Source organism: Paenibacillus sp. FSL R5-0517 (assembly GCF_037974355.1).
In the GTDB taxonomy this organism is placed as follows: Bacteria; Bacillota; Bacilli; order Paenibacillales; family Paenibacillaceae; genus Paenibacillus.
The window spans coordinates 1,176,956-1,200,359 of sequence record NZ_CP150235.1 but is presented as its reverse complement, the minus strand read 5'-3'; the positions used below and the strand labels follow the sequence as shown (position 1 = coordinate 1,200,359).

Annotated in this window: 15 protein-coding genes; 3 read left to right on the top strand and 12 right to left on the bottom strand. The window is 47.8% G+C overall.

What is annotated here, in order from left to right; translation table 11 throughout:
* Positions 1 to 56: 56 nt before the first annotated feature.
* The 8 genes from MKX40_RS05270 to MKX40_RS05235 form a co-directional block, all read right to left on the bottom strand.
* Positions 57 to 2,468 carry a rhamnogalacturonan lyase gene (locus MKX40_RS05270; protein ID WP_339239981.1) on the bottom strand — a complete coding sequence of 804 codons (2,412 nt, stop codon included), beginning with the start codon at positions 2,466 to 2,468 and terminating at the stop codon, positions 57 to 59.
* A 795-nt stretch (positions 2,469 to 3,263) separates the two neighbouring features.
* Complete coding sequence (locus tag MKX40_RS05265) at positions 3,264 to 5,708, bottom strand: glycoside hydrolase family 6 protein (protein WP_339239980.1); 2,445 nt, start codon at positions 5,706 to 5,708, stop codon at positions 3,264 to 3,266.
* Between the two features lie 525 nt (positions 5,709 to 6,233).
* The gene (locus MKX40_RS05260; protein ID WP_339239979.1) at positions 6,234 to 7,310 is read right to left on the bottom strand and encodes an efflux RND transporter periplasmic adaptor subunit; all 1,077 of its coding nucleotides are present in this window, start codon (positions 7,308 to 7,310) and stop codon (positions 6,234 to 6,236) included.
* 28 nt (positions 7,311 to 7,338) lie between these two features.
* Positions 7,339 to 8,709 carry an ABC transporter permease gene (locus MKX40_RS05255; RefSeq protein ID WP_339239977.1) on the bottom strand — a complete coding sequence of 457 codons (1,371 nt, stop codon included), beginning with the start codon at positions 8,707 to 8,709 and terminating at the stop codon, positions 7,339 to 7,341.
* 18 nt (positions 8,710 to 8,727) lie between these two features.
* Entirely contained in the window at positions 8,728 to 9,411 is a 684-nt protein-coding gene (locus MKX40_RS05250; RefSeq protein ID WP_339239975.1) for an ABC transporter ATP-binding protein, read from the bottom strand.
* Between the two features lie 202 nt (positions 9,412 to 9,613).
* Positions 9,614 to 10,783: a hypothetical protein gene (locus MKX40_RS05245; protein WP_339239974.1), complete on the bottom strand. Its 1,170-nt coding sequence runs from the start codon at positions 10,781 to 10,783 to the stop codon at positions 9,614 to 9,616.
* A complete protein-coding gene (locus tag MKX40_RS05240; protein WP_339239973.1) occupies positions 10,780 to 12,246 on the bottom strand; it encodes a HAMP domain-containing sensor histidine kinase in 1,467 nt (488 codons plus the stop codon). The genes MKX40_RS05245 and MKX40_RS05240 overlap by 4 nt, the downstream gene beginning before the upstream one ends.
* A complete protein-coding gene (locus MKX40_RS05235; protein WP_253430918.1) occupies positions 12,243 to 12,956 on the bottom strand; it encodes a response regulator transcription factor in 714 nt (237 codons plus the stop codon). Before MKX40_RS05235 ends, MKX40_RS05240 begins: the two co-directional genes overlap by 4 nt.
* Positions 12,957 to 13,167: 211 nt before the next feature.
* Here MKX40_RS05235 and MKX40_RS05230 point away from each other — a divergent pair, with 211 nt between their 5' ends.
* Positions 13,168 to 13,644 (top strand): RNA polymerase sigma factor, encoded by a 477-nt coding sequence (locus MKX40_RS05230; protein WP_339239971.1) that lies wholly within the window; start codon positions 13,168 to 13,170, stop codon positions 13,642 to 13,644.
* A gap of 257 nt (positions 13,645 to 13,901) precedes the next feature.
* A complete protein-coding gene (locus MKX40_RS05225) occupies positions 13,902 to 16,649 on the top strand; it encodes a DUF5689 domain-containing protein (RefSeq protein ID WP_339242927.1) in 2,748 nt (915 codons plus the stop codon).
* Positions 16,650 to 17,781: 1,132 nt separating this feature from the next.
* Here the strand turns inward: MKX40_RS05225 and phnE (MKX40_RS05220) are convergent.
* The 4 genes from phnE (MKX40_RS05220) to MKX40_RS05205 all read right to left on the bottom strand — a co-directional run bounded on the left by phnE (MKX40_RS05220) (position 17,782) and on the right by MKX40_RS05205 (position 21,392).
* Positions 17,782 to 18,585, bottom strand: a complete 804-nt coding sequence (phnE, locus tag MKX40_RS05220) for a phosphonate ABC transporter, permease protein PhnE (RefSeq protein WP_036661541.1) — start codon at positions 18,583 to 18,585, stop codon at positions 17,782 to 17,784.
* Positions 18,585 to 19,436, bottom strand: a complete 852-nt coding sequence (phnE, locus tag MKX40_RS05215) for a phosphonate ABC transporter, permease protein PhnE (protein ID WP_339239970.1) — start codon at positions 19,434 to 19,436, stop codon at positions 18,585 to 18,587. The genes phnE (MKX40_RS05220) and phnE (MKX40_RS05215) overlap by 1 nt, the downstream gene beginning before the upstream one ends.
* Positions 19,433 to 20,230 carry a phosphonate ABC transporter ATP-binding protein gene (gene phnC / locus MKX40_RS05210; protein WP_062837418.1) on the bottom strand — a complete coding sequence of 266 codons (798 nt, stop codon included), beginning with the start codon at positions 20,228 to 20,230 and terminating at the stop codon, positions 19,433 to 19,435. The genes phnE (MKX40_RS05215) and phnC overlap by 4 nt, the downstream gene beginning before the upstream one ends.
* Before the next feature lie 178 nt (positions 20,231 to 20,408).
* Positions 20,409 to 21,392: a phosphate/phosphite/phosphonate ABC transporter substrate-binding protein gene (locus MKX40_RS05205; protein WP_339239969.1), complete on the bottom strand. Its 984-nt coding sequence runs from the start codon at positions 21,390 to 21,392 to the stop codon at positions 20,409 to 20,411.
* Positions 21,393 to 21,587: 195 nt separating this feature from the next.
* Between MKX40_RS05205 and MKX40_RS05200 the strand changes: the two genes are divergently transcribed.
* Positions 21,588 to 23,246 (top strand): bifunctional UDP-sugar hydrolase/5'-nucleotidase, encoded by a 1,659-nt coding sequence (locus MKX40_RS05200; RefSeq protein WP_339239968.1) that lies wholly within the window; start codon positions 21,588 to 21,590, stop codon positions 23,244 to 23,246.
* The last annotated feature ends 158 nt before the right edge of the window (positions 23,247 to 23,404 follow it).

Genomic DNA, 23,404 nt, shown 5'->3' with positions numbered 1-23,404 from the left:
GTTACAGTCTGATCCAAATCAGTTCTACGCTATCTTACTACTGCTGATCAGCCTGCTTACTTTCCGCCCTTCCCTGGCGTGTAGAATTTGGGCAGCGTTACCTTCGACCAGTCGATATCCGATGCCATATAGAAGGACGGATAGGAAGGCTGGTTGTATCCACTGTTCTGTCCAGCAATGCCCACGCGATACATCGCATCATGCATCAGCGTGTACAACTTGCGGTCTGTCTTCTCGGTACTCAGATAGATGCGGATTGCTGAGCTGTCGGTGGTTCTCACCAGCATCTCTTCCCGCCAATCCCCGAAGATATCAGCTACAAGAGAAGGTGTACCTTTGGTGTAATTGTTAGTCAATGTGCCTGTTGCCGTCAGCAACGTGCCACGATTCCAATCCTTGATGGTTGGAGTAACATCAATCGCACCGTCTACGATCTGTGTCGTCATATCACCAGACCAACGGATATTCATATTCGTTCCCGGGGCTTGATCACTGATTTTCTGACCCTGTGCTGTCCATAAGCCTACAGCCCATGTCTCCAGACCGCGACGGGTTGGATCAACATCCCCCACCATGCCGCGTCCCGTATCTTTCCCTGTGTATCCGCCATAGATCACTTCTCCGGTCTTCGCATCCCGCAAGGAGTAGCCATATGGAGCCCACGGACCACCCTCGTGAACCATGAAGATCTCGAGTCCCGGACGATCCGGGTCGATATCTGCCACATGAAGGGCATCCCCATGACCCAGACGGGCAATCGTTCCCGGTGCAGCACTTTCGGCTGGCATCAGGTCTGTGGAGCTATACAGTACGCTACCATCATGATCAATTGTGGCTGAGCCATAGATGATCTCCTGTTTGCCGTCTCCATCCACATCCGCCACACTGAAATAGTGCGCGCCTTGGGTTGTAATGGAGCCATACTCCGGATCTGTGCCATCCACGCCATGCGGCCCATCATTGAACGGGTTCTTCATCGGTGTCCAGCCGCTGTCCACTTTCCATTCCTTTTTCAGCTTCTTGCCATCCCAGTTATAAGCAACCATGGTCGAACGTGTATAGTATCCGCGTGCAAAGATTGCAGATGGTTTCTTGCCATCCAGATAAGCCACGCCCGCCAGGAAACGGTCCACCCGATTGCCCGGTTCAATCCGTGCCATAGCATAATCGCCCCACATCAAGCCATCATCATGACGTTCAGGTTCGTAGGGGATCGTCTCCAGCTCTTTGCCTGATTTCCCTTCAAATACCGTAACGTACTCCGGTCCGTCCACGATAAAGCCTTCGAACTTGCGCAACTCATTTCGGTTGCTGCGTTCTACCGCGTAGACATCAATGAAGTAATCGGCCAAGCTCTCGGCATCCTGCTGAGATAATGGATAGTTATACTTTTTCTCCATTCCAAATGCCTCTTCCAATGTCGCAGGCCAGTTGCCCTTCACTACCTCTTCGTGTTTATGCCAGTTTCTGAACATATCCACCACGTGATCGTAGTAACCGTCAGCACTTAAACGATAATCATCCTCGTTCTTCACGCCTGCCTTGCGGTCTTCCTTCGGTAAGGTGATATACTTCTCGGATGTCACTTTTCCTTTTTTGTTATATTGGATTATTTTCGTGCCCGGAGCAGTCTTGAACATCATCTCAGCCTTGCCATCCCCGTCAAAATCGTAAACAAGCATCTGTGTATAATGAGCACCTGCGCGAATGTTGACTCCAAGATCAATCCGGTACAGCAATTGTCCGTCCAGGGTGTAAGCATCTACGTAGGTTTTACCCGTGTATCCTTTTTGCGATACATCCTTGGCATTGGAAGGGTCCCATTTCACAAAAAACTCATATTGGCCATCCCCGTCCACATCACCCACGCTCATGTCATTGGCGGAATACGTATAGGCTTCGCCGGCAGGCGTCACCCCATCGGCCGGTTTTTGCAGTGGAATATCCACGTAGCCGTTCGCCCAAGGTTTGACGGATGCACTGCGTTTGCTCTCCTTACCCTTTTTGTTCACCGCTGCCACTTCATAACGGGAAGAAGATTTACCTTTGGCATCTACATAGTTGGTGCTATCCGTAACCGTAGTGATCTTTTTGCCATCACGATAGACGTTAAAGTCCGTACCTGTCAGCCCTTTATCGCTATACCCTGTGGCCTCGTCACCAAGCAATCTCCAGCTAAGAAAAACACCTTCGGATGTTGATGCAGCTACCAGACCGCGATCCAGATATTCCAGTTGAATCTCTTTCAAGTGACTGCCCCCCTTATGTGATTGCAGGCCACTCTCCGTTGTACTATTTCCATTCGAAGCTTCGGCTCCAGTGACTCCCGCTGTTCCTCCAATAAGCAAAGCTACGCTGAGTGCCGAAGAGAGCACCTTGGCTGCAAGTGGCAACCGTGCCTTCCTGCGACCGGATTGCTGACCTGAAGCCGATCCCTTATGTACCGGCACTGTTGTTTCTGAGTTCATCCACCTTCACGCTCCTTGAGACAGAATAGATGATGCTGATACACTTCGATGATGATTGAGCATTCAATTACCCGTACAGGCATTCAATCACCCATGTAGACCTCTTCAACGACTGATTCCAAACTTTAATGATTACGCTTACAAAATTAAAAAAGAGAAATCAGCTTGCCCGACTACCAGAGTGCGGTCCTCCTTTCATTCTCTTTCCAATCTGAGCGAGGTGATCCCGCCCATCCGGTTCTATTATAGACATCCTGCCTGCCAGACCCTAGGCAAATATCCGTCCAAAACGATCAATATTCAGTGTTTTTAGGAGTCATTTTGGAAATCAAACCGATGAACGATTCAAGCTGAAGCATGATTCCCACTCACCGCCAAGTTTTTCTAACGAATCCCACGCACCCTATTAGGTGGTGAAACTGCAACAACGAATCCTAACGAATCTCAGTAACCTTATTTGGACCAAAACGAGTCTAAGAGGATCAAAATCTACCCAAATTAACTAAATAGCGTGTCTACGATTCGTTAGATTTATCAAATGCATCAATTCAACTGAATAGCGTGTCCTCTGTTCGTTAGAAAAGAAATAGGGCTGTCCCCTGCTCATTTTCATGAACAGAGGACAGCCCAGCCTGATACGCCCGCTCTTACATCCCTAATTACGGATCTTCAAGCGATTATACATACATTGTTCAAGTGAGAACTTCAATCTAGAATGACTCTTGTAATGCATAGCAAAAAACCGCGATCCTCTAACACACTGAGGATCGCGGTTAAGACAGTTACAAATAAAGTTTAAGGCTCAATGCCCCATACCAGGTTTCCACCTTGATAGAGTGTTACCTTGTTCCAATCCTGATAGGATGTTTTCGTTGGATCGAAGGAGTAATCATTCGTCTCGTCAAAGTTGGACCAGTCTGTTTTGTACATGCGAAGCTGGATATCGCCAGTCTGTCCACCAGCCTGAATGCTGCCAGCGCCAGCTGTGAAGCTCAGCTCTACATACGAGTCTGTGAAGGTGCGCTGAATATTGGCTCCGCCAACTTGAGCGTAATCAATGGCTGAATCCATTGCAGCCGATCCTTCTTTGGAGAAGTAATACCGGATCTTCAGATCACTCAGATTCACAGCAGTACTGCCCAGATTTTTAATGTTGAAATACGGTTTGATCTGGCTGTCCAGCGCATTGGTATCTCCAGCACGATATTGCAGGACAAGATCACTTGTCGGTACAACGACACTTTGAGGTGTCGCGGAAGCTACAGCAGAATTGGCACTTTGCCCTGCTGTGTTCACTGCACTTACCACATAATGATACGTTGTTCCGTTCGTCAGGGAAGTGTTGGTGTATGACGTACCACTCACATTCGTCGCGATTGTTGTGAACGGACCTGCTGCACTCAGCGCCCGTTTCACATTATAACTTGCTGCACCTGTAGAGGCAGTCCACGTCAGACTCACCTGTGCATTACCTGCGGTTGCTGTGAGCGCAGTCGGTGCAGCTGGCGCCGTTACCCCTGCAACCGGTGTAGCAATTGCTGTGGCAGAATTAACACTTTCACCTACAGCATTGGTTGCCGTGACCACATAATAATAGGTTGTACCATTGATCAAGCCAGTATTGGTGTAGGATGTTCCACTCACATTGGCTGCGATCGTTGTGAATGGACCTGATGCGCTCAGTCCCCGCTTCACGCTATAACTGGTCGCACCTGCAGAAGCCGTCCACGTCAAGGAGACCTGAGCGTTACCGGCAGTAGCCGTCAAAGTTGTGGGTGCAGCCGGAGCTGTATTACCTCCCGGAGGATTGCCTCCACCATTACTTGCAGGCAGCACAGGGAATGAGTTCTTCACCAGTGCCACGAATTGATCATGGAACCAGTGACCCGATACCGGAGCATTGGGCAATGCACCTGTTAGTACACCATCCCGAGTGGTGAAGGTCGGGTCACACATCCGGTCGAAACCTTTGCCTTCGTTATTCGGAATTTCGGAACTGGAGCCATCGGATTCACCCGGAGGTTTCACCCAGACATACGCATCCAGATGCGCTGGTCCTGGCGCTGCCTTAGGGACTTCCCCTATGCCAGCTCCACTGGCATTACACCAGTTCCCTCGATGCTCCCGGCGATCTACACGTCCGGAATTTACATAATCGTTGATGTTGCTGCCCGTAGCCGATGTTGGACGGTCTACCCCGCCCCAGCCGTTCCGGCTAGTATCGATCAGGAAACCTGTGCTGCTTGGCCAGCCGGCTTGTACGAAATCGGTATACAGCGCGGCGGTGAAATCGGTTTCGTCAAAATACGGATTCCACTCATAAAACTTGGCTGATTTAATCGGTTGTCCACCGATATTGAGATCCGGGTTGGACAGGTTCGGCTCTCCCAGCGGTGTGGTATTCGCCGTGTTCGTAATGAAGCCATCTGCACTCTGCAGACCTGCCGCAGTATCATTAACTACGTCCGTATATAACGCAACTGCCGCAGAACGGTTGTTATCCCATCCAAGCCAGCCGGAGTGACCGATATCCAGATAGTTGTACACATTCGGAATCGCGTGCAGCTTGTCCAATGCATACTTCACACCGGCCTCATAGATACCTGTTGAGCTGGCTTGACCACAAGCTGGTGTACTCAGGTTGGTCACAAGGTTAGGCAGACTGTCCGGTTCAATGACAGCGATAATGCGAATATCCTGATACTTCGGATCTGCGAAGATATCTGCAATCACATCAATATAATCCGTTTTATACGTCTGTAGTGCAGCCTGTGTTAGTGGAAGTTCACCATTCGAAGCAAGGGCATGACAATCCCGACCTGGCAAGTTATAGATAACGAATGAAGCCGTTATTGGTGTCCCGGGTTTCTTTTGGGCAAGAACAGCATCGAGATGTTCCTCAACGCTTTTGCGACCCGCATTGTCCGTACCGCCATAGATCGCAGCAATCCGGTCAATCCACACTGCGGTTGGATACGATTTGACCGTCTCCATCTGTGCCTTCAGCGATGCATCATTGGTCAACGCAATGGACGTATCCACAAGAGCCGAATAGTCCTCATTCAAATAAGCTGTTGCCCCTACAAATGGATTATCCACATGTGCTTCAGCCGCCTGAGTCAGGCCCGGAGACATTCCCGGGAAAATCCCCGCCGCCAGCAGTGTTGCCGCCAACATTTGCTTTACTCCTTTGCGCAGGATCTTCTTACCTCTTGATCTGGTTTTCAATGTAGTCTTCATAGTTCCACCTTTCCTTTAGTTAGATTGGGTTGTACTCATGTCTGATCCTCTGTGTCATGATGATGCTTAGCACGAAGAGAACGTTCGGATGAGTTGGTTGTATCACCTCCATAAGAAATGGTTGTATAACTGGAAACTTGAACAAACAAATTGTGTGAGGGCGAACCATGAGAATGAGTATAATGTGGTGGGTGTGGGTGATTGTGTGTTAGACATGAAGAAGTGTGGAGATGGATTTACAGGATACTTGAATCTTCCGCTTCGGTAAGCGCTTTCTTTAAGCGGTTTAAAAAAAGGCCATCGCCTGCCCATCTACAAACTTGATGTTCGGTGTCACCTCCTTATGTATGATTATACGACATGTAAATATTACTGTAAATTGAATTAAATAAATTTAATTATATTTTTTTCCATAATTCAGGCAGGAATCTGGACACCCCTTGCCCCTAATCACACCAGAGGCTCATTCTGGCCTTATACCACAATGAACCTCGTGTTGATCAAGGTCGAATTTCACCCGTTTGTCTAGGGCAGAACAACGACATCTCCCGGTTTTAACCCGCTTACCACTTCCGTCTTGTCCCCCGATTCCATTCCAGCCTTAATGGTCAGCGGCTCTGTCAGTCCGTTCCCTTTGTCTAACAGGACGTAAGGTTCGGTCTGATCCCGCATGATGGCCAAGCTGGACACAACCGTCACTTTATCCTTACGCATCGTCTCGATATCGCCTTCCAGACTCACGCCTCCATACATCCTTGCATCCGGCTTCAGATCAATGACCACGTCAAACTGGGAAGCCTGCTTGAGGTCGGTATCGGTACTCTTCCGGGCGAACTTGGACACCTTGCTTACCTTCCCGGTGAATTGCAGGTCTTTCTGCGCTGTCATTCGTACCTTAACCGGCATACCCACCTTAAGTCTGAACATCTCTTCTTCACCAACAATCGTCATGAATTTCAGTTTGCTGATATTGGTAATGGACCCGATTAGCTGTCCTTCCGTCACTGCACGTGTCTTGCTGTCCTCTTCATTCATCTGAAATATACCGGAGGCGGAAGCATACACAGTGGACTTGCTCATCACGGCCTGCTTTTTCTGTATCTCCTTCTCCCTCAGGACCAGTGCTTTTTGATTCAATTCATACGTCAGGCGTTTGGCTTCCCGGTCCGCAAATGCCTTCTTGCGCTCTTCTTCCGTCACGCCAAGCGGTTCGCTCATATTCGCCTGATCCAGGCTAACCTGATTCATCTTATTTTCAAGCTGGGCTTTCTCCAGATCGCTCTGCAATTGCTCGACTTCCGTTTGTAACGTGGACGTGTCGAGTGTAAACAGGATATCCCCCTTGCTCACCTGCTCACCACTTTTCACATGCCACTGCTGGATGTTCGAAGCATATGGAGCATAGATATCCGTCTGATCGGTATATACGGATTTCCCTTTTACCTGAATCGTTTGCGTCATCGTTTCTTGTGTAACATCAAACGTAATTGGCGGCGGGATCTCAACAGGTGCCTCCGGTTTTGGTTTGTACTTTTCATACAGCCAGTACCCCACACCTGCCAAAAGTACAACCGTGATGATGATTTTAATCCATTTCTTCATGTGCCCAATTTCCCTTTCGCTGATAAAATTACATTGATTTGATCACAGTTAATGCGTTGGTCCGCGATGCGCTAATTGCCGGATATATTCCCGATACAACACCGACCAGCACAGCAAACACGATGCCGAGCGGCAGAGCGGACTGCTGAATAACCACGGTCATCGGACCATTGACCTGATCTGCCATCTGACTCGCGAGCAGACTGTTCACCCCGTCGAGGGCAGCAAAGGCAATTCCAACACCTGCCATGCCGCCCATTAATCCAAGCATCGCTGCTTCCGTTATAAACATCTGGCGGATCTGCCACAGATTCGCCCCCAGCACCTTCATTACACCAATCTGCTTGCGCCGTTGATGCGTAGACATGATCATCGCTACAACAATGGACAACGAGGCCAGCAACATGATAAAACCACCGATGCCCAATGCCGCTTGTTGATACATCGCCAGTTGGCCAGCCATTGCTTCCTCCTGGAAGAGATTGCTCTGTGTATTTAACGTCAGCTTCTGGATCTGTTCTTCAACCTGGGATACATAGCGTTTATCCTCCACTTTGACCAAGGCTGAGTTCAGACGCTTGGCTGCACTACTATCCGCCTGTTGCAATCCAAGCTCATCCTGCAATGCACGTGCTGTGTCCAGCGGCAGATATACTTTTTTGTCGCCCTGAGCACTCATCTCATCCATGTTGGAAGGTTTCGTAAGCTCGCCTGATACACGTACAGAGCCACTCATTTTGGTTTTACTCGCATCCGCATAATCTTCATATCGGAACTGGACACGCTGCTGAACCAACTGATCCTGCTTGGATGACATTTCCGTATACTGCTGCAGGAGCTCATTGTTATATGGATCAGCATTCAACTGCTCGAATAACTTCTGAGTTACTTTCGGGTCTACAAGTCCGAATGCGGCCCCATAGCTGGTCACCGCCATACGACCATCCTCCGCCGCACGTCCCTCGGCATATTTATATCCGAACCCGCCCAGGGTCTGCAGTTCCGTGCCAATAACTTCAACGTATGTACTGCGACCATCCGGAAGCACCATCTCCAACGAATCCAGCTTTAACATGGGTGCCACAGCAACCACATGGGGAATTCTCTGAATAATCTGAATCTTCTCCAGCGTCAGCGCACCGCGTTCAAATGTCGAGCTCTGACCGCCCCCCTTGCCGTTCCCCGTACGTATGCCTTCATTGGGCGTAATTGTGATCTCATCCATCTTGTAATTGTCGTTCAATGTTTTCTCGCTATAGGCCTGTACGGACTGCCCCACGCTAAGTGCAATGATCATGGCGGCAGAACCGATGGACAACCCCATCATGCACAGCAGCGTGACCATTTTCCTGCGAATGATCTGTCCCCAGGCCATACGTGCTACATCCCGTATTCTCACATTTCCTCTCCTTTTGCCTCAAACTTCCCTTACAGCCTCTTCAACCAATATTCCATGTTGCAATGTAAGTACAACCTGCATCTGTTCCGCGACTTCTGCTTCATGTGTCACAATAACAAAGGTGGTATTCAGCTCCCGGTTAAGCTGCTGCAAAATTGCAATAATCTCTTCCTCTGTCTCGGTATCCAGATTCCCGGTAGGCTCATCTGCGAAGATCACCGAGGGTTCGGTAATGAGTGAGCGTGCAATACTGACACGTTGTTGTTGACCGCCCGACAACTGGGACGGGAACAAGTTTGCTTTTTCACTTAGTCCAACCTGATCCAATAGTTTCAATGCTTTTGCTTTGCGCTTCGAAGGGCTGATCCCCATGAACACCAACGGTAACTCTACATTTTCCCGAATCGTGAGATTGGACAGCAGCTCATACGACTGGAAAATAAATCCGATATGACTGCGCCTGAACTCAGCCAGGCGATTCTCACTGAAACGAACAATATCTTGTCCCGCAATCAGAATCCTGCCTTGATCCGGCTTCATCAGCCCCGCCATCAGATTCAGCAGCGTGGACTTGCCTGAACCTGAACTTCCCAGCAGCGCCACCATCTTGCCTTCTGCAATCGTCAGGTTGATGTCTTGAAGCACCGGTACGATTCCCTGGCTATTACGGAACGAGTGGGATAATTGATCAACTTGAAGCATTACTGCATGTCTTCCTTTCTACTTGCCAAGTATGTATAGATTCGCGTAGCATATTCCCTTTTAGTATAGAGTGGAGATGTATCCAGGCTGACCGGAGTTGTATCCAATTTGTAAATTGTCATAACAAAAAGACCTTGTCCGCATGGGAGCTGTCGCCAGCCTCATCCAGACCAAGGTCTTATCTTCATATGCCTTCCATAGCTTACCAGGCTCTGAAACTAAAGCGGTACATTTCACTTTTATCCATGGTGCTTCCTACTGCAAATAGTTCGTCATCATTCCATCTGAGTTTGATGAAGCTATCAATATTACGGTAGATCACCGTATCTGACGAAAGCTTGCTGTCATTCAGATAGGCAATATGCAATTCATTCTTCTGATTCTGATTATCCATTGGCAAAAAATAAGCAATTCGCGATTGATCTGCATCCAGTTCGAAGCTCCAGATGGACCCTTTCAGGACCAGTTCATATTGCTTCTGTTCTGCACGATACCGATATAATCCCTGCACCTTATTGATCGTTCCCTGGATGAGCATGTCCCCGTTCTTCAGTAACTTGTACTGTTGAATCTCTTCCATTGCCGCATATGCCTTCACTTCATGCGCATCCTCAAGCGACACACGATATATGGCATAGTTTTCTTTCAACATCACCAGCATATAGAACTGCTTCAGATCTTCACTGACCTCAAAGACATCCATAACGATAAATGTATCACTCGATCCTTTTTCTCGTCCTTGTCCTGTTCCAGCAAACATGCCCATCAGCTCATCATGCGTGTAGATGGTCTGACTCGTTTCCTGCTTTAGATCGACTTGTTTGAATAAGAGATCATCCTGACCGATGTAGGATTCATTCCCTGTAAACACTCTGTAATACGAGTTATCGTTCGAAAGTTTGCGACGTTCCCCGCTCTGAATCATATACTCATACGTCGTCTTCTGCGCTTGACCCGCCCGATATTGGGAGTATATCAACTTCTTGTGATCCGGGCTGATGACTACACCGTAATCCGTATTCGTTGCAATATTTTTCACTTCATTATCATCCAGATGCAGGAGAGACAGCCGCAGCCCTGAATAGGAAGGTTCCGGTTGATTTAATATAATTGTATTTCGGTCTACCACTTCAAAATCATAGATTGCGAAGTCATTCGGAATCTTTGTTGCCGACTCGACTTGAATCGTACTGCTGGGCGGCGGCGCCAGACGGCTGTTGAATTGCTCGCTTGGCATAATCACCGTTCTTGGTTTGAGATTCCCCATACTGAACAGACTGCCGATTCCGAAAATTCCACTGACAAATGCGATTAACAGCCCTGACAACATCAATTTGTCACGGTGCTTTCGCCAGAATCCTGGATGTCTCATGCGTTCATTTCCCCCGGAAGACTGATATTTACTTGTGTCCCTTGCCGCATGATGCTCTTCATCTCCACTGTTCCTCCATGACGCTCCACGATGTTCTTCACAATAGACAAGCCCAGTCCTGCGCTGCCCTTCTCCACCCTGTTGATTCCTTTATCCTGGTAAAAGGGTTCAAATACATGCTGGAGTGCTTCAGCTCCGATTCCTTCCCCCTGATCACGAATCACAATAGCGATGGTCTCACCTAACCGGAAGGATTGTACTTCAATGATTGAATTGACATCACTATATTTAACCGAATTATCCAGAACGTTGAGGAATACCTCCTTCAGCTTGTCCCGATCTCCCTGTAGATACTGATGTTCCTCCAGCTCATAGTGAATGCCTATATTGTACTTGCCCGCCTTAATCGACATGTCTTCACAAGCTTCACGAATAACATCCGATACATCGATACGTTCGAATCGGTACGCCTGAATGACCGCAGAGGAGACCGAGACCTCCAGGATATCCGCAACCATCGTGTTGAGACGCTGGCTTTCCTTGATAATATAATTCATGCCTTTGTCAAAAAAATCCTGATCGGTAAATCCGTTATCCCGCAAAATCTGGGCGTATCCCAGAATGGTCGTTAGTGGTGTCTTCAGTTCATGTGTCACATTGTCAAAAAAGACTTTGCTTCGCGCCTGTACTTGATTCACTTCGTCCCGTTCTCGCTCAATCACATCAATCTGCTCCCGCACACGATCAATCATGATGGTGAAGCTTGAAGCCAGTTCACCAATCTCATCCTTAGTGGTTATCTGAATGTCTGCATTCAAACTCCCCTGAGCCACTTCCGCAGAACGTTTCGTGAGTACACGGATAGGTTGGGTGATTTTCCGGGAAATAAAGATGGAGGCGATAAATACAAATACGAAAATCACCGCCGCGAACAGTTTGATCGTATTTTGAAAACGCAGGTTGCGTTTGAACAAATCCGTGTAATCCTTCTCCATCTGCACAATTCCGATCAATTGTTGATCCATCTGAAGCGGAAAGGACAGACTGGAGGTGACCCGACCTTTATCCACAACTGTGGTATACGCGATCTTGGATTGTATGGCCGCCTTCACATCAGGATGGTCAGACCGCATAGCGACATTAGCTTCACTGCCAGTAGATCCGTATGGTGAAGCATCAGGGCGATATACGGTAATTTTTCCCCCAACGGCTGAACCAATCTGCTCCGCAAGCTCGCGGCTTCCTGCTTCGAGCGAGTCTCTGCTCATGCGTTTGTTATGAATCAGGAAGTACTGATTCAGCGCGATATCCAGATTTTTCTTCGATTGCACCATGTCCTCATGCACTTCCCGGTACATATTCTCCTGTGCCACCTTATTGGACAGAATCAGCAGAACGGAGAATCCGATAAAGACGATGACCGAGAAGAGCACCACCATTTTGAACTGGATGGTCCACTTCATGTCTGCACCTGAATATTCAGCTTATACCCTACACCAAATACAGTCTCTATCATCGAAATGCCCTGCACACCACTATCCAATTTCTTGCGAATCCGTTGTATATGAATATCCACCGTTCGGGTATCTCCTGCAAAATCAAATCCCCATACCTTGTCCAGCAGTTCAGAACGTGTATGTACCTTACGATGATGGGTCACGAGAAATAACAACAGGTCATATTCCTTATTGGTGAGTCCTGCGCGTTCCCCGTCTTTCCACACTTCCCGTTCATCCTTGCGAATCTCAATATGCTTGCCAAGCCTGACCACCTCATAGGACTGATTCTCCAGTGTCTCGCTGATGAGATCAATCCGGCGAAAGATCGCCCGAATGCGCGCAACCACCTCACGGATATCAAAAGGTTTCGTGATATAATCATCCGCCCCAAGCTCCATGCCAAGTACCTTGTCCAGCATGTCAGACTTCGCAGTGATCATGATGACGGGTATCTTGGAGTTCACAGACAGTTGCCGACACACATCAAAACCGCTCATATCCGGCAGCATCAGATCCAGCAGGATCAGATCCGGCTTCGAATCCCGAAGCAGATTCAACCCCTCTTTACCCGTAGCTGCTTCCTTGATCTCAAATCCTTCCTTGCGTAACGAATAGGACAAAATATCTCGAATGGACTCCTCGTCCTCAATAATTAAAATCTCTTTTGGTCTCATGATACCCTCGTAATCTCCCTGCTCTATGAATTTCATCTGCCTATATTTTGTATCCCAAGCCTTGTGCTTGAATAGAGGGAAGCACGAAATGTTACAACTTCGATACAACTCTGAACCGTTTGGAAACAACCTCCCGATATACTTGGATCATAAGAGACTCATACCAGACCGGACCCAAGCCTGATCTGTATCCAAGGGGGATTCACATCATATGAACAATGCACAAATCAACGATGCTTATGTCAACTATAAATCAGAAATCACACGGTATCTATCCCATATCGTCAAACAGCCACAAGACGCAGAAGATCTGGCTCAGGATTGCTTCATTCGACTGATGAATGTGACCGTAGATATCCCTGAAGATCGACTCCTCTATTATCTCAAACGGATTGCCCGAAACCTTGCCATGGACAGTTTCCGCAGGCGAACCCGTACACTTAAACGTGACAGCCGTCTGGAGGTACCTACCCATCACCTCGATACACCCCAACTTGAAATTAATGAAGGCGTTCATGATCTTGTCTCCCATATCAACAACACGGAACACCGAAAAATATTAGAACTTCGCCTCATCCACGGATACTCCATCAAGGAAACAGCAGAGCTGGTGAATCGCAGTGAAGGCATGATTAAGTCTTCTGTCTTCCATGCCGTCAATCGAATTCGGGCCAAAGTCATCTCATAGAGATGGCTTTTTTTATGCAAAATCAACAGTGACGCCGGATGGGAGTGTTAAGACAGGACCGAAATACCTATGGATATGTCAAAAGACCCAATTTTACAAATATCGAGTTAATTTTTACAAATTGTTATGACTATGTGAGATTTTCATGTGGTAGAATATGGACGAACTCATGAATTAACTAATATCTGGGAGGGATTTGGTTGGGTAAATTAACAGGTATGCGCGGAGTATTTCTAAAATCACTCCTCGCATTGTCCATGGCTTTGCCGCTTCAGATCGGATTATGGAACGGAGATGCATCGGTTCATGCGGAAGGACCGACAGACCCGGCACCATTCATCCAAGCGAAGGTTGTGAACCAAAATGCAGGCAAGAAAGTATTGTTCGACAACTCACACGGCCAGACGGCTGGAGCAGCAGACTGGGTCATCGATGGAGGTTTCTCTGACTTCGGGAATGCACTCGCGAATGATGGTTATTATGTCAAAGAACTTCGCAAGACGACTCCATTTACCTATGATGATCTGAAAGAGTATAACGTATTCGTTATTGCAGAGCCTCAAATTCCTTTCAAAACATCCGAACAGGCAGCACTCAAACAATATGTTGAAACAGGCGGCAGCATCTTCTTCGTTGGAGATCACTATAATGCAGACCGTAATAAAAACCGCTGGGATGGCTCTGAAGTTATCAACGGCTATCGTCGTGGAGCATTCGAAGATCCAGCCAAAGGCATGAGCACAGATGAGCGTAATTCTGAAGCCATGCAAAACATCACCAGCTCGGACTGGTTGTCCGATAATTTTGGCGTACGATTCCGCTATAACGCACTTGGCGATATCAATGCCAATATCATTGTACCGGCAGATCAAGCCTTCGGCATCACAGAAGGTGTGTCGGCTGTAGCCATGCATGCCGGCTCAACCCTCGCAATCACTGATCCGGAAAAGGCAAAAGGCATTGTGTACCTGCCAAAAACCAACGCAAAATGGAACAACGCGGTGGACCAAGGCGTATACAACGGCGGCGGGATCGAAGAAGGTCCTTACGTAGCCGTATCCAAGCTTGGAGCAGGTAAGGCTGCCTTCATCGGTGACTCCTCTCCAGTAGAAGATGCATCGCCTAAATACTTGCGTGAAGAGACGGGCACACGCAAAACAACCTATGACGGATTCAAAGAAGTCGATGATGCCGTATTGCTCGTGAACACGGTGAACTGGCTTGCTACACAAGAGAACTACACGGACTTCACTCAAGTAAACGGACTTGAACTGGATACAGCTACAGCGCTGTTGCCATTCGAAGAGCCGGCTGCTTCTACAGAACCACAGGCTGAACCTTGGGCCGCACCTGCTGCCGGATACAAGTGGTACGATCGTTCCACGTTCAAGGCTGGTTCTTACGGCGGCCCTGCATCCAGCGCAAATGCTTCTTACAGCTTCGTGAAACAGGATACGCTTCCGAATGCAGAAGACTTCCAGATTCGTGTCGTTGTGGAGAACATGGCTCCAAACACAACCGTATCCGGTTATAGTGCTGGTATCTATCTGACTGGCGGAACACAGGTAGCCATGATTCAGAATGAAAGTGGTAGTTGGCCGACATCGTACGGTTACAGCTCCACATTCAGTGTAACCTCGGATAGCCAAGGTCGCGGGATCAAAGATCTGAATGTACGTATCAAACCGGGTACAACTGGCGCTGCAAGCCTGCGTCTCCGTCTGAACGGCAGTAACCTGATTACCAATGCCGTGACTGTTGGCAATGTGCCAGCTGAACAGCTTCCGGAAGAAGAAGGACCGATTCCAGCAGCGATTACCGTTGCTGAAGCACGCACCAAAGCTGTCGGTACGACCGTAACCATCGAAGGTGTTGTAACGACAGAACCAGGTGCATTCGGTGGACAAGCCTTTTATCTTCAAGATGAAACTGCCGGAATTTATGTCTTCCAACACACAAGTGGCTTTCATGCAGGTGACACGGTGAAAGTAACGGCAGCAACAACCATCTATAACAGCGAGTTCGAGCTTACCGACATCGTTGCGATTGAGAAAACAGGTACGGCTTCCGTACCTGCTCCAATTGAAGTTACAGCCATTACAGATGCGAACCAGGGTCAACTGGTTCAATTGAAAGATGTAACGATTGAGAATATCATCAGTGCTACACCGGCTGGATCTTTCGAATTTGACGCAGTGGCTGCGGACGGAGCAACTACACACATCCGTGTAGACACCCGTACAGGTGTGACAGATACTTCCTTCCCTTATACTGCTGGGGACAAAATTGATATCACAGGCGTTTCTGCTATTTTCAAAGACGTATATCAATTGAAACCTAGAAGCTTGAATGATTTTGTACCTGCTGAGGATCAAGGTGGAGGCGAACAGCCTTCCACTCCAGCTGCAGAAGCGCCGGGTAAACCGGTGCTTTCTTCTGATAATGGATATACGACTGGCCTGTTCGAAGGTGCGTATAACGTAAGCATGAACCTCTGGTGGGGCGAAAATGGTTCTGAATACAAACTGTATGAGAACGGCGTTCTCATTGATACGCAGAAGTTGACTGCGGCTACACCTTCTTCACAGTTTGCTAAAACCGCCATTACTGGCAAAACGAATGGCACGTATACTTACGTTGCCGAGCTGACCAATGACAAAGGCACAACACGCAGTGAGGTACTGACAGTACAAGTAACCAATGCCACTCCAGACAAAGCAACATTGTCCCAAAACAACTGGGATGGTGATGGCAACTACAGCGTATCTATGAACCTCTGGTGGGGTACGAACGCTACCGAATACCGTCTCTATGAGAATGATGTATTGATTGATACACAAGCATTGAAAGCCGCTACACCCGCTTCTCAAAGTGCGGTTACGGAATTGTCCGGTCGTGCTAACGGAACATACACGTACCGCGCTGAGCTGATCAACGCCGCAGGCGTAACCAGCACAGAGACAATTACAGTTCAAGTAACCAAAGCGTTGCCTTTGGCTAGCTAGGTCTTAATAAAGAAGCCTGACTTTTAACCAAGCTACTAAAAAACCGAAACCAACATTGCCTGATTCAGGGCAACCTGGTTTCGGTTTTTTTTAGTTGAGCAGAGGAACATCGGAATACTTTGACTTATACGGTACCAATTCACTCATGACGCTAAAGTGACTTGTTACTTATGAATCTCAGGGGCTGACGCTCTTGGGATCGTGGGCTTCTCGGCTCATTGCCTCGTGCGCTTATGTATTGGGAATTTCACGTGATACCCTTCCCCCTTAACGCGGCTAACGAATCTGACAGATCTTATTCAGCCATTTTGACGGAATTCTAAAATCTAACGAACCTCAGTGTCGCTATTTAACTATATTTCCGCTCCAAGAGGGTTAATTCAGGTTAGACTCAACAAATAGCGTCACTACGATTCGTTAGAATGCCAGTGACGCCTCATGTTACCAAATAAGGACTCTCAAGTTCGTTAGACCAGCTCCTGCGACGCTACTTTGGTTACATATTGTAAAAGCAATGCAGAACGTAGGTTCATTTCAAACGTTCAGGCCCATTCCATTTCTTCCAACCTAGAATACTGTTCCATACAGCAGCATAAACAGCCACGGCGATAACACTGATAACAAAAATCCAGTTTATGTGGGGATACGGATAACTTCTTCCCGTGAAAACGATTAGGATTGCACTGAGTCCAATATTCTCTATGTTATGCTTTTTAAACTTCTGAAAGAACATTCTGTAGAGTAACAGGAGCACGATAAACCCAATCCATATATAATAAAATATTTCCATAAGTCACCTTCCTTTTGAAAAACTGATTACTTGTAATGGTTATCTATGAGGAATATTGATTAATATCCTTAATTCCCTTTATATAGGAATCTATTAATACTACATGTCATTGGAAATTAATTCAATCCTCGGTCTGCATATTCTTTGAACATCCTTATGAATAATGATCAGCACGGCAATAAAACATTCTGTTGTTGATTTGCAGACACAAAAAAAGACTATCCCTGGCCATATTTCTGGCAGCGAATAGCCCTCTCCTCTTACTCTATCGTCTAACCTTACTTAATTATCTAATATACTTTATGGCACCACTATCTTTATGCCTCGTAGCCTCACATTAGCCTACACCAGCTTCTTACGAATATACCCTGAGATCAAGTCGATAATCGTGATCATCACGATAATTCCCAGCAGGATTATACCTACTCGCGGCCAGTTCCGTGTGCTAAGTGCAAAAATCAGCGGGGTTCCAATCCCCCCTGCTCCAATTACGCCGAGTATAGTCGCAGAACGTACATTAATCTCGAACCGATACAACGTATAGTTCAGGAATCCTGGCATAACCTGCGGCAAAATGGCGAACCACAACTGCTGCATGCGATTGGCTCCGGAGGCAAGCAGCGCCTCAGATGGGCCGTAGTCGATATTCTCGACTTCATCTGCGTACAATTTACCCAACATGCCGATGGAGTGTAATCCAAGGGCGAGTACCCCTGCGAACGAACCTGGGCCTACGGCCTTAATGAACAACAAGGCCATAATAATCTCAGGGAACGTGCGGATGAAGCTGAGTACCATTTTCCCTGCACCCGAGATGGAACGATGCCCACTCATATTGCGGGCAGACCAGAATGCAAACGGGATACAGAGTACTGCCGAGATTACGGTACCCAACACGGAAATCGCCAGTGTATCGAGCAGTCCCCGAAGTAGGTCTTCTCCCTCTGGCAAGTATACAAAATCCCAATCCGGTGAGAATATTCCGGCTACAATAGCCTTCATAATCTGAGCAGCGGTTTCCTTAAAGCCAGTGAATGGTACACCAGCGAGAGCCCAGACATATACAAGGATTAGCAGTAACACAATGACCCAGCGTAGCGGGTTCTTCCGTGGTTTTGGCCGGATGCGGCTTGTTTCATTTTTCATCATAGCAATTTCTCCCGCAGCTTAGTACTTACATAATCAATGACCAGAACAATGACGAGGGTAAACAGAATGATTACGCTGGTCTTGTCATACTCCAGGAATCCAAGTGTGGCCTCATAATAGAGTCCAATTCCTCCGGCTCCCACCAGTCCGAGAATGGCAGCAGCACGTATATTAATTTCGAAGGCATACAGCACATAGGATGTGAACTGAGCAGCCAATTGCGGCACCACGCCATATACAATGAGCTGAATCCGGTTCATACCCACAGCCGTCATCGCTTCCAGCGGCCCCTGATCAATGGTTTCCAGCGTCTCATACGTGAGCTTCGCAATCAGACCAACCGAGAACACAGCCAGTGCCAAGATTCCGGGGATTGGACCCAGACCAAACACAGCTACAAATAGAGCAGCAAGCAGCAGATCCGGTACAGTCCGAATCAGGTTCAGCAGAAAGCGCGCCGGATAATAGATCCAGCGACTCGGCATCAGGTTACCGGCACAGATGATCGAGATCGGGATTGCAATAATGGCACCAATGGTTGTTCCGATCAGGGCCATTCGGATCGTTTCCAGCATGCCTTGCACGATATTATCAAAGTAACTCCACCGAGGTGGGAACATCTCCTTCAGTAAATCCAGCATGTTGGGGAAACCTTCATACAACTCCGTAAAGCTGGCATCCGTCTGCTTGGCACTGGCCCACAGAAGGAGCAGAATGATCACTAGGGTGAGCAGATGTTTCGTACGCCCAGGCGGTTTCGGGCGATTCACAACCTGAGCCGGGCTGGAACCAGGTTCCTTCCCCACTCCGCCTACATTCTGAAGTGGAACGTTGGACTGCCCCTTCATACCACAACTTCTCCCTGCTCATGCACAGCCTGCTTGTCCAGCAATTCGTCAGCGAGAATCGGTCTGCCGTATATTTCTGCAAAACGCTCATCCGTTGCCTCTTCCACCGGGCCATCGAATACGACCTCGCCTGCTCGCAATCCGACAATACGGGTCGCATACTCTCTCGCAAGATCAATAAAGTGAAGATTGACAATCGTGGTAATCCCAAGGTCTTGATTAATGCGTTTCAGGTCATCCATGACCTGTTTCGTTGTAAGCGGGTCGAGTGAAGCAACTGGTTCGTCAGCCAGAATGATTTTTGCTTCCTGTGCCAGTACACGGGCAATAGCCACACGCTGCTGTTGTCCACCGGATAGCTGATCTGCACGGGAATAGGCTTTCTCCGAGATGTTAACCCGATCCAGCGCCGTAAATGCAAGTTCAATATCCTCTTTGGGAAAACGACCCAGAATGGTACGCATGGTGGAATGGTATCCAACGCGTCCAGCAAGTACATTACGGAGTACACTAGACCGCTTCACCAGATTGAAGCTTTGGAAAATCATGCCGATGTCACGTCTGATCATGCGTAGCCGTTTGCCCTGTGCCTTCGTGATGGAACTTCCGTTAATCAGAATCTCGCCCTCACTAATGTCGTGCAGCCGATTAATGGATCGCAGGAGAGTTGATTTACCCGCACCCGACAGACCCACTACAGCAATGAATTCCCCCTGCTCAAATTTTAGATTAATATTATCCAGGCCCTTGGTGCCGTTAGCGTAAGTTTTGGTAACGTTATGAAGCTCAATCATGGCAATAATCCTTCTTTCATTCATAATGATCAACCATACCTAAGTCCTTGCTATAATGGCACAAGCCAGCGCAGCGTAGATCACGCTGAACTGGCCTGTCCATTGCTACGATTAAGCTGTTCCCATCCAAGAGAGCGACTACAAAGTGAACAGATCCCGAACTACTTTTGGATCCAAATTATTCACCTTTCACTTTTTCGCCATACTGACGAACGATCTCAAACTTGCTATCATCGGATTCTACATAACCTTCATGCGTATAGATTTCTTTGATGATCTGGTGACCTTCCGTATCTTTACCGATATCGATGAAGGCTTGTTTGATCTTCGCAGTCCAATCAGCATTCATGTCTGTACGAACGGCAATGGTATCGTTAGGAATAGGCTCAGTGAACGCCAGTACACGTGTATCTTCAAATACAGTCGGATAGTCTTTGGCTACCGTGTTGCGGGCATCTTGGAAGATAGCTGCCGCATCAACATCGCCGTTCAATACAGCGATCACACCTTGGTCATGACCTTTCAACGTTACAGGTGTTACATCTTTCAATGGATCAATGCCTCTGTCGAGCAACAGACCTGCTGGCCATACATAACCTGCGGAAGACGTTACGTTTTGGTAAGCAACTTTTTTACCTTTTAGGTCTTCGATGGATTGAATCGGCGAATCTTTTTTCACGATAAACATGGATTTATAGGAATCCGCCAACTGTTCGGTTGGAGCACCTGTCTCATCATTTACACCAAAACGTTGTGCTTGCAGAATAACTTGTGCAGCGCCTTTTTCTTTTGCCAGTACATAAGCTGTTGGAGGCAAGAAACCTACGTCTACTTTGTTGGAAGCCATTGCTTCAATAATTGTGTTGTAGTCGGTGGATACGCTGACTTTTACCGGAATGCCCAGTTTGTCACCAAGCAGCTTCTCCAGCGGTTTCGCTTTGGCTTCAAGCGTATCTGCATTCTGGGAAGGAACAAATTGAACCGTCAATTCCGTTGGCACATAACCTTCGACAGCTTTCTCTGTCTCTGCCGTAGACGTACCGGATGCATTCGGACTCGCATTACCCCCGTTAGCCGAACCTGTTGTACTACTGCTAGACCCACAAGCACTCAGAAACAGAACCAAAATCAACAATGGTAAGAATAAAGCAGACTTCTTCAAACGAACACCCTCCAAAGAGTTTCTATTTTTCAGTACTTGTCTACTATAATTGCCAAATATTTGCGCGATGTGAAACGAAATTTGGAGTTTTGTAAAGTTTCCTGTCAGGCTGTCAGCGCGACTTGTAGTCTGTTAAAATAGGCTCATTATGGTTGAAGATATGGGAAGAACTTATATATTAGAGGAGATTGTAAAATGACATCCATACACCCTACGGCAAGCTTCGATATTCTGTATACCAGTGATCTGCACGGGGCAATTCGCCCCATTCATTACAATACCAATGCGTACCGCCCGGCTGGGCTTGCCTTGCTGGCTTCCCTGATTCGTAAGGAACGCGAGCGTTCACCTGAACTGATGCTGGTGGATAACGGGGATCTGCTGCAAGGATCACCCTTGGCCTCTTATGCAGCTTCACAGATTTCCAACAACGAAGGGCATCCCTTCATCACAGTTCTGAATGAACTCGGTTATGATGCTGCGGTGATGGGTAACCACGAGTTCAACTATGGTCAGGATCTGCTGCGCCGAGCAGTTGAAGCTTCCAACTTCCCTTGGCTGTCAGCCAACATTGTTCATGCTGAGCACGACAGAGCCAATGAATCAGAATCTTCGAGAGATCTTCCAACAGGTGCAGCTCTGCCAGCCTTCGGCCCTCCCTATCTAATGAAGACACTCTCCTCCGGTGTTCGAATTGCACTCTTGGGTGCAACGACACATTATATCCCGAACTGGGAGCATCCGAAGAATATTGAAGGTTTGCAGTTCCTTGATGCCTTGGAGACCATTCGTACATGGGTTAACTATATACGCGAGCATGAACAACCAGATGTAATGGTTGTCAGTTATCATGGCGGGTTTGAGAGTGATCTGGAAACAGGAGAGCCTGCCGAACGGTTAACTGGAGAAAATCAAGGCTATGCCATCTGTCGGGACATCGAAGGCATCGATGTGCTGCTTACCGGACATCAGCATCGTCAGCTTACCGCTACTATCCATGGTGTAACCGTCATTCAGCCGGGATTCAGCGGAAATGGTGCGGGGCATGTATCCGTTCAGTTGGAGCAATCATCGGGCGGGAAATGGAAGATTACAGATAAGAAGGCCCGGTTTTTACTTCTGGATGAACATAATGAGGTCGAACCTGATGCTACAGTTATGAAGCTTACGGACGAGCTGGAAGCTGAAGCACAAGCATGGCTGGATCAACCGATTGGCGAGGTTGCTGGGGATTTGTCCATCTCCAATGCAACGGCTCTGCGGCTTAAGGCGCATCCTTTTATTGCTTTTGTACATCAAGTGCAGATGGAAGCGACTGGAGCGCAGCTCTCCAATACCGCCATGCTAAGTGAAGAAGCCCGTGGTTTCGGGAGTCACATCACCGTACGGGACGTGTTATCCAACTTTATCTATCCTAATACTCTGACCGTGCTGGAGCTGAGTGGTCAGGATGTCCGGGAGGCGTTGGAACAAACAGCTCGTTACTTTGAAGTAAATGCTTCTGGCGAGGTGGCAGTCAATCCGGCTTATATGGAACCCAAACCTCAGCATTATAATTACGATATGTGGGCTGGTATGGAATACGAGTTGGATATCTCCCGGCCTGTAGGTAGTCGAGTTGTGAAGCTGGAACGTGAAGGCAAGCCAATGGACATGGATGGCATGTACTCTGTGGTGATGAACAGCTACCGTGCTGCTGGCGGTGGAGATTATGCGATGTATCCAGGTAAAAAAGTGTTGCACGAAGGCGCGACAGATATGGCCGCACTGGTAGAGGATTACATCCGCAGACACCAACCGTTAACAGTGGAGCAGGCGGATAACTGGCGGGTTGTTGGTCGCAAGGGGGAATGACTGCTACTGTCGATGGACTCGGGTAGGTAATTTCGAAGGATTTAGAATGATCTAGAATGATTTAGGAGGGTTTAGGCGGCTTTAAAAAGATTTGGCATACAAGTTAGCGTGTGAGCTGCTTGTGGGCTTGTCGGCCGTTTCTTGTTTTAAGGCTGCTT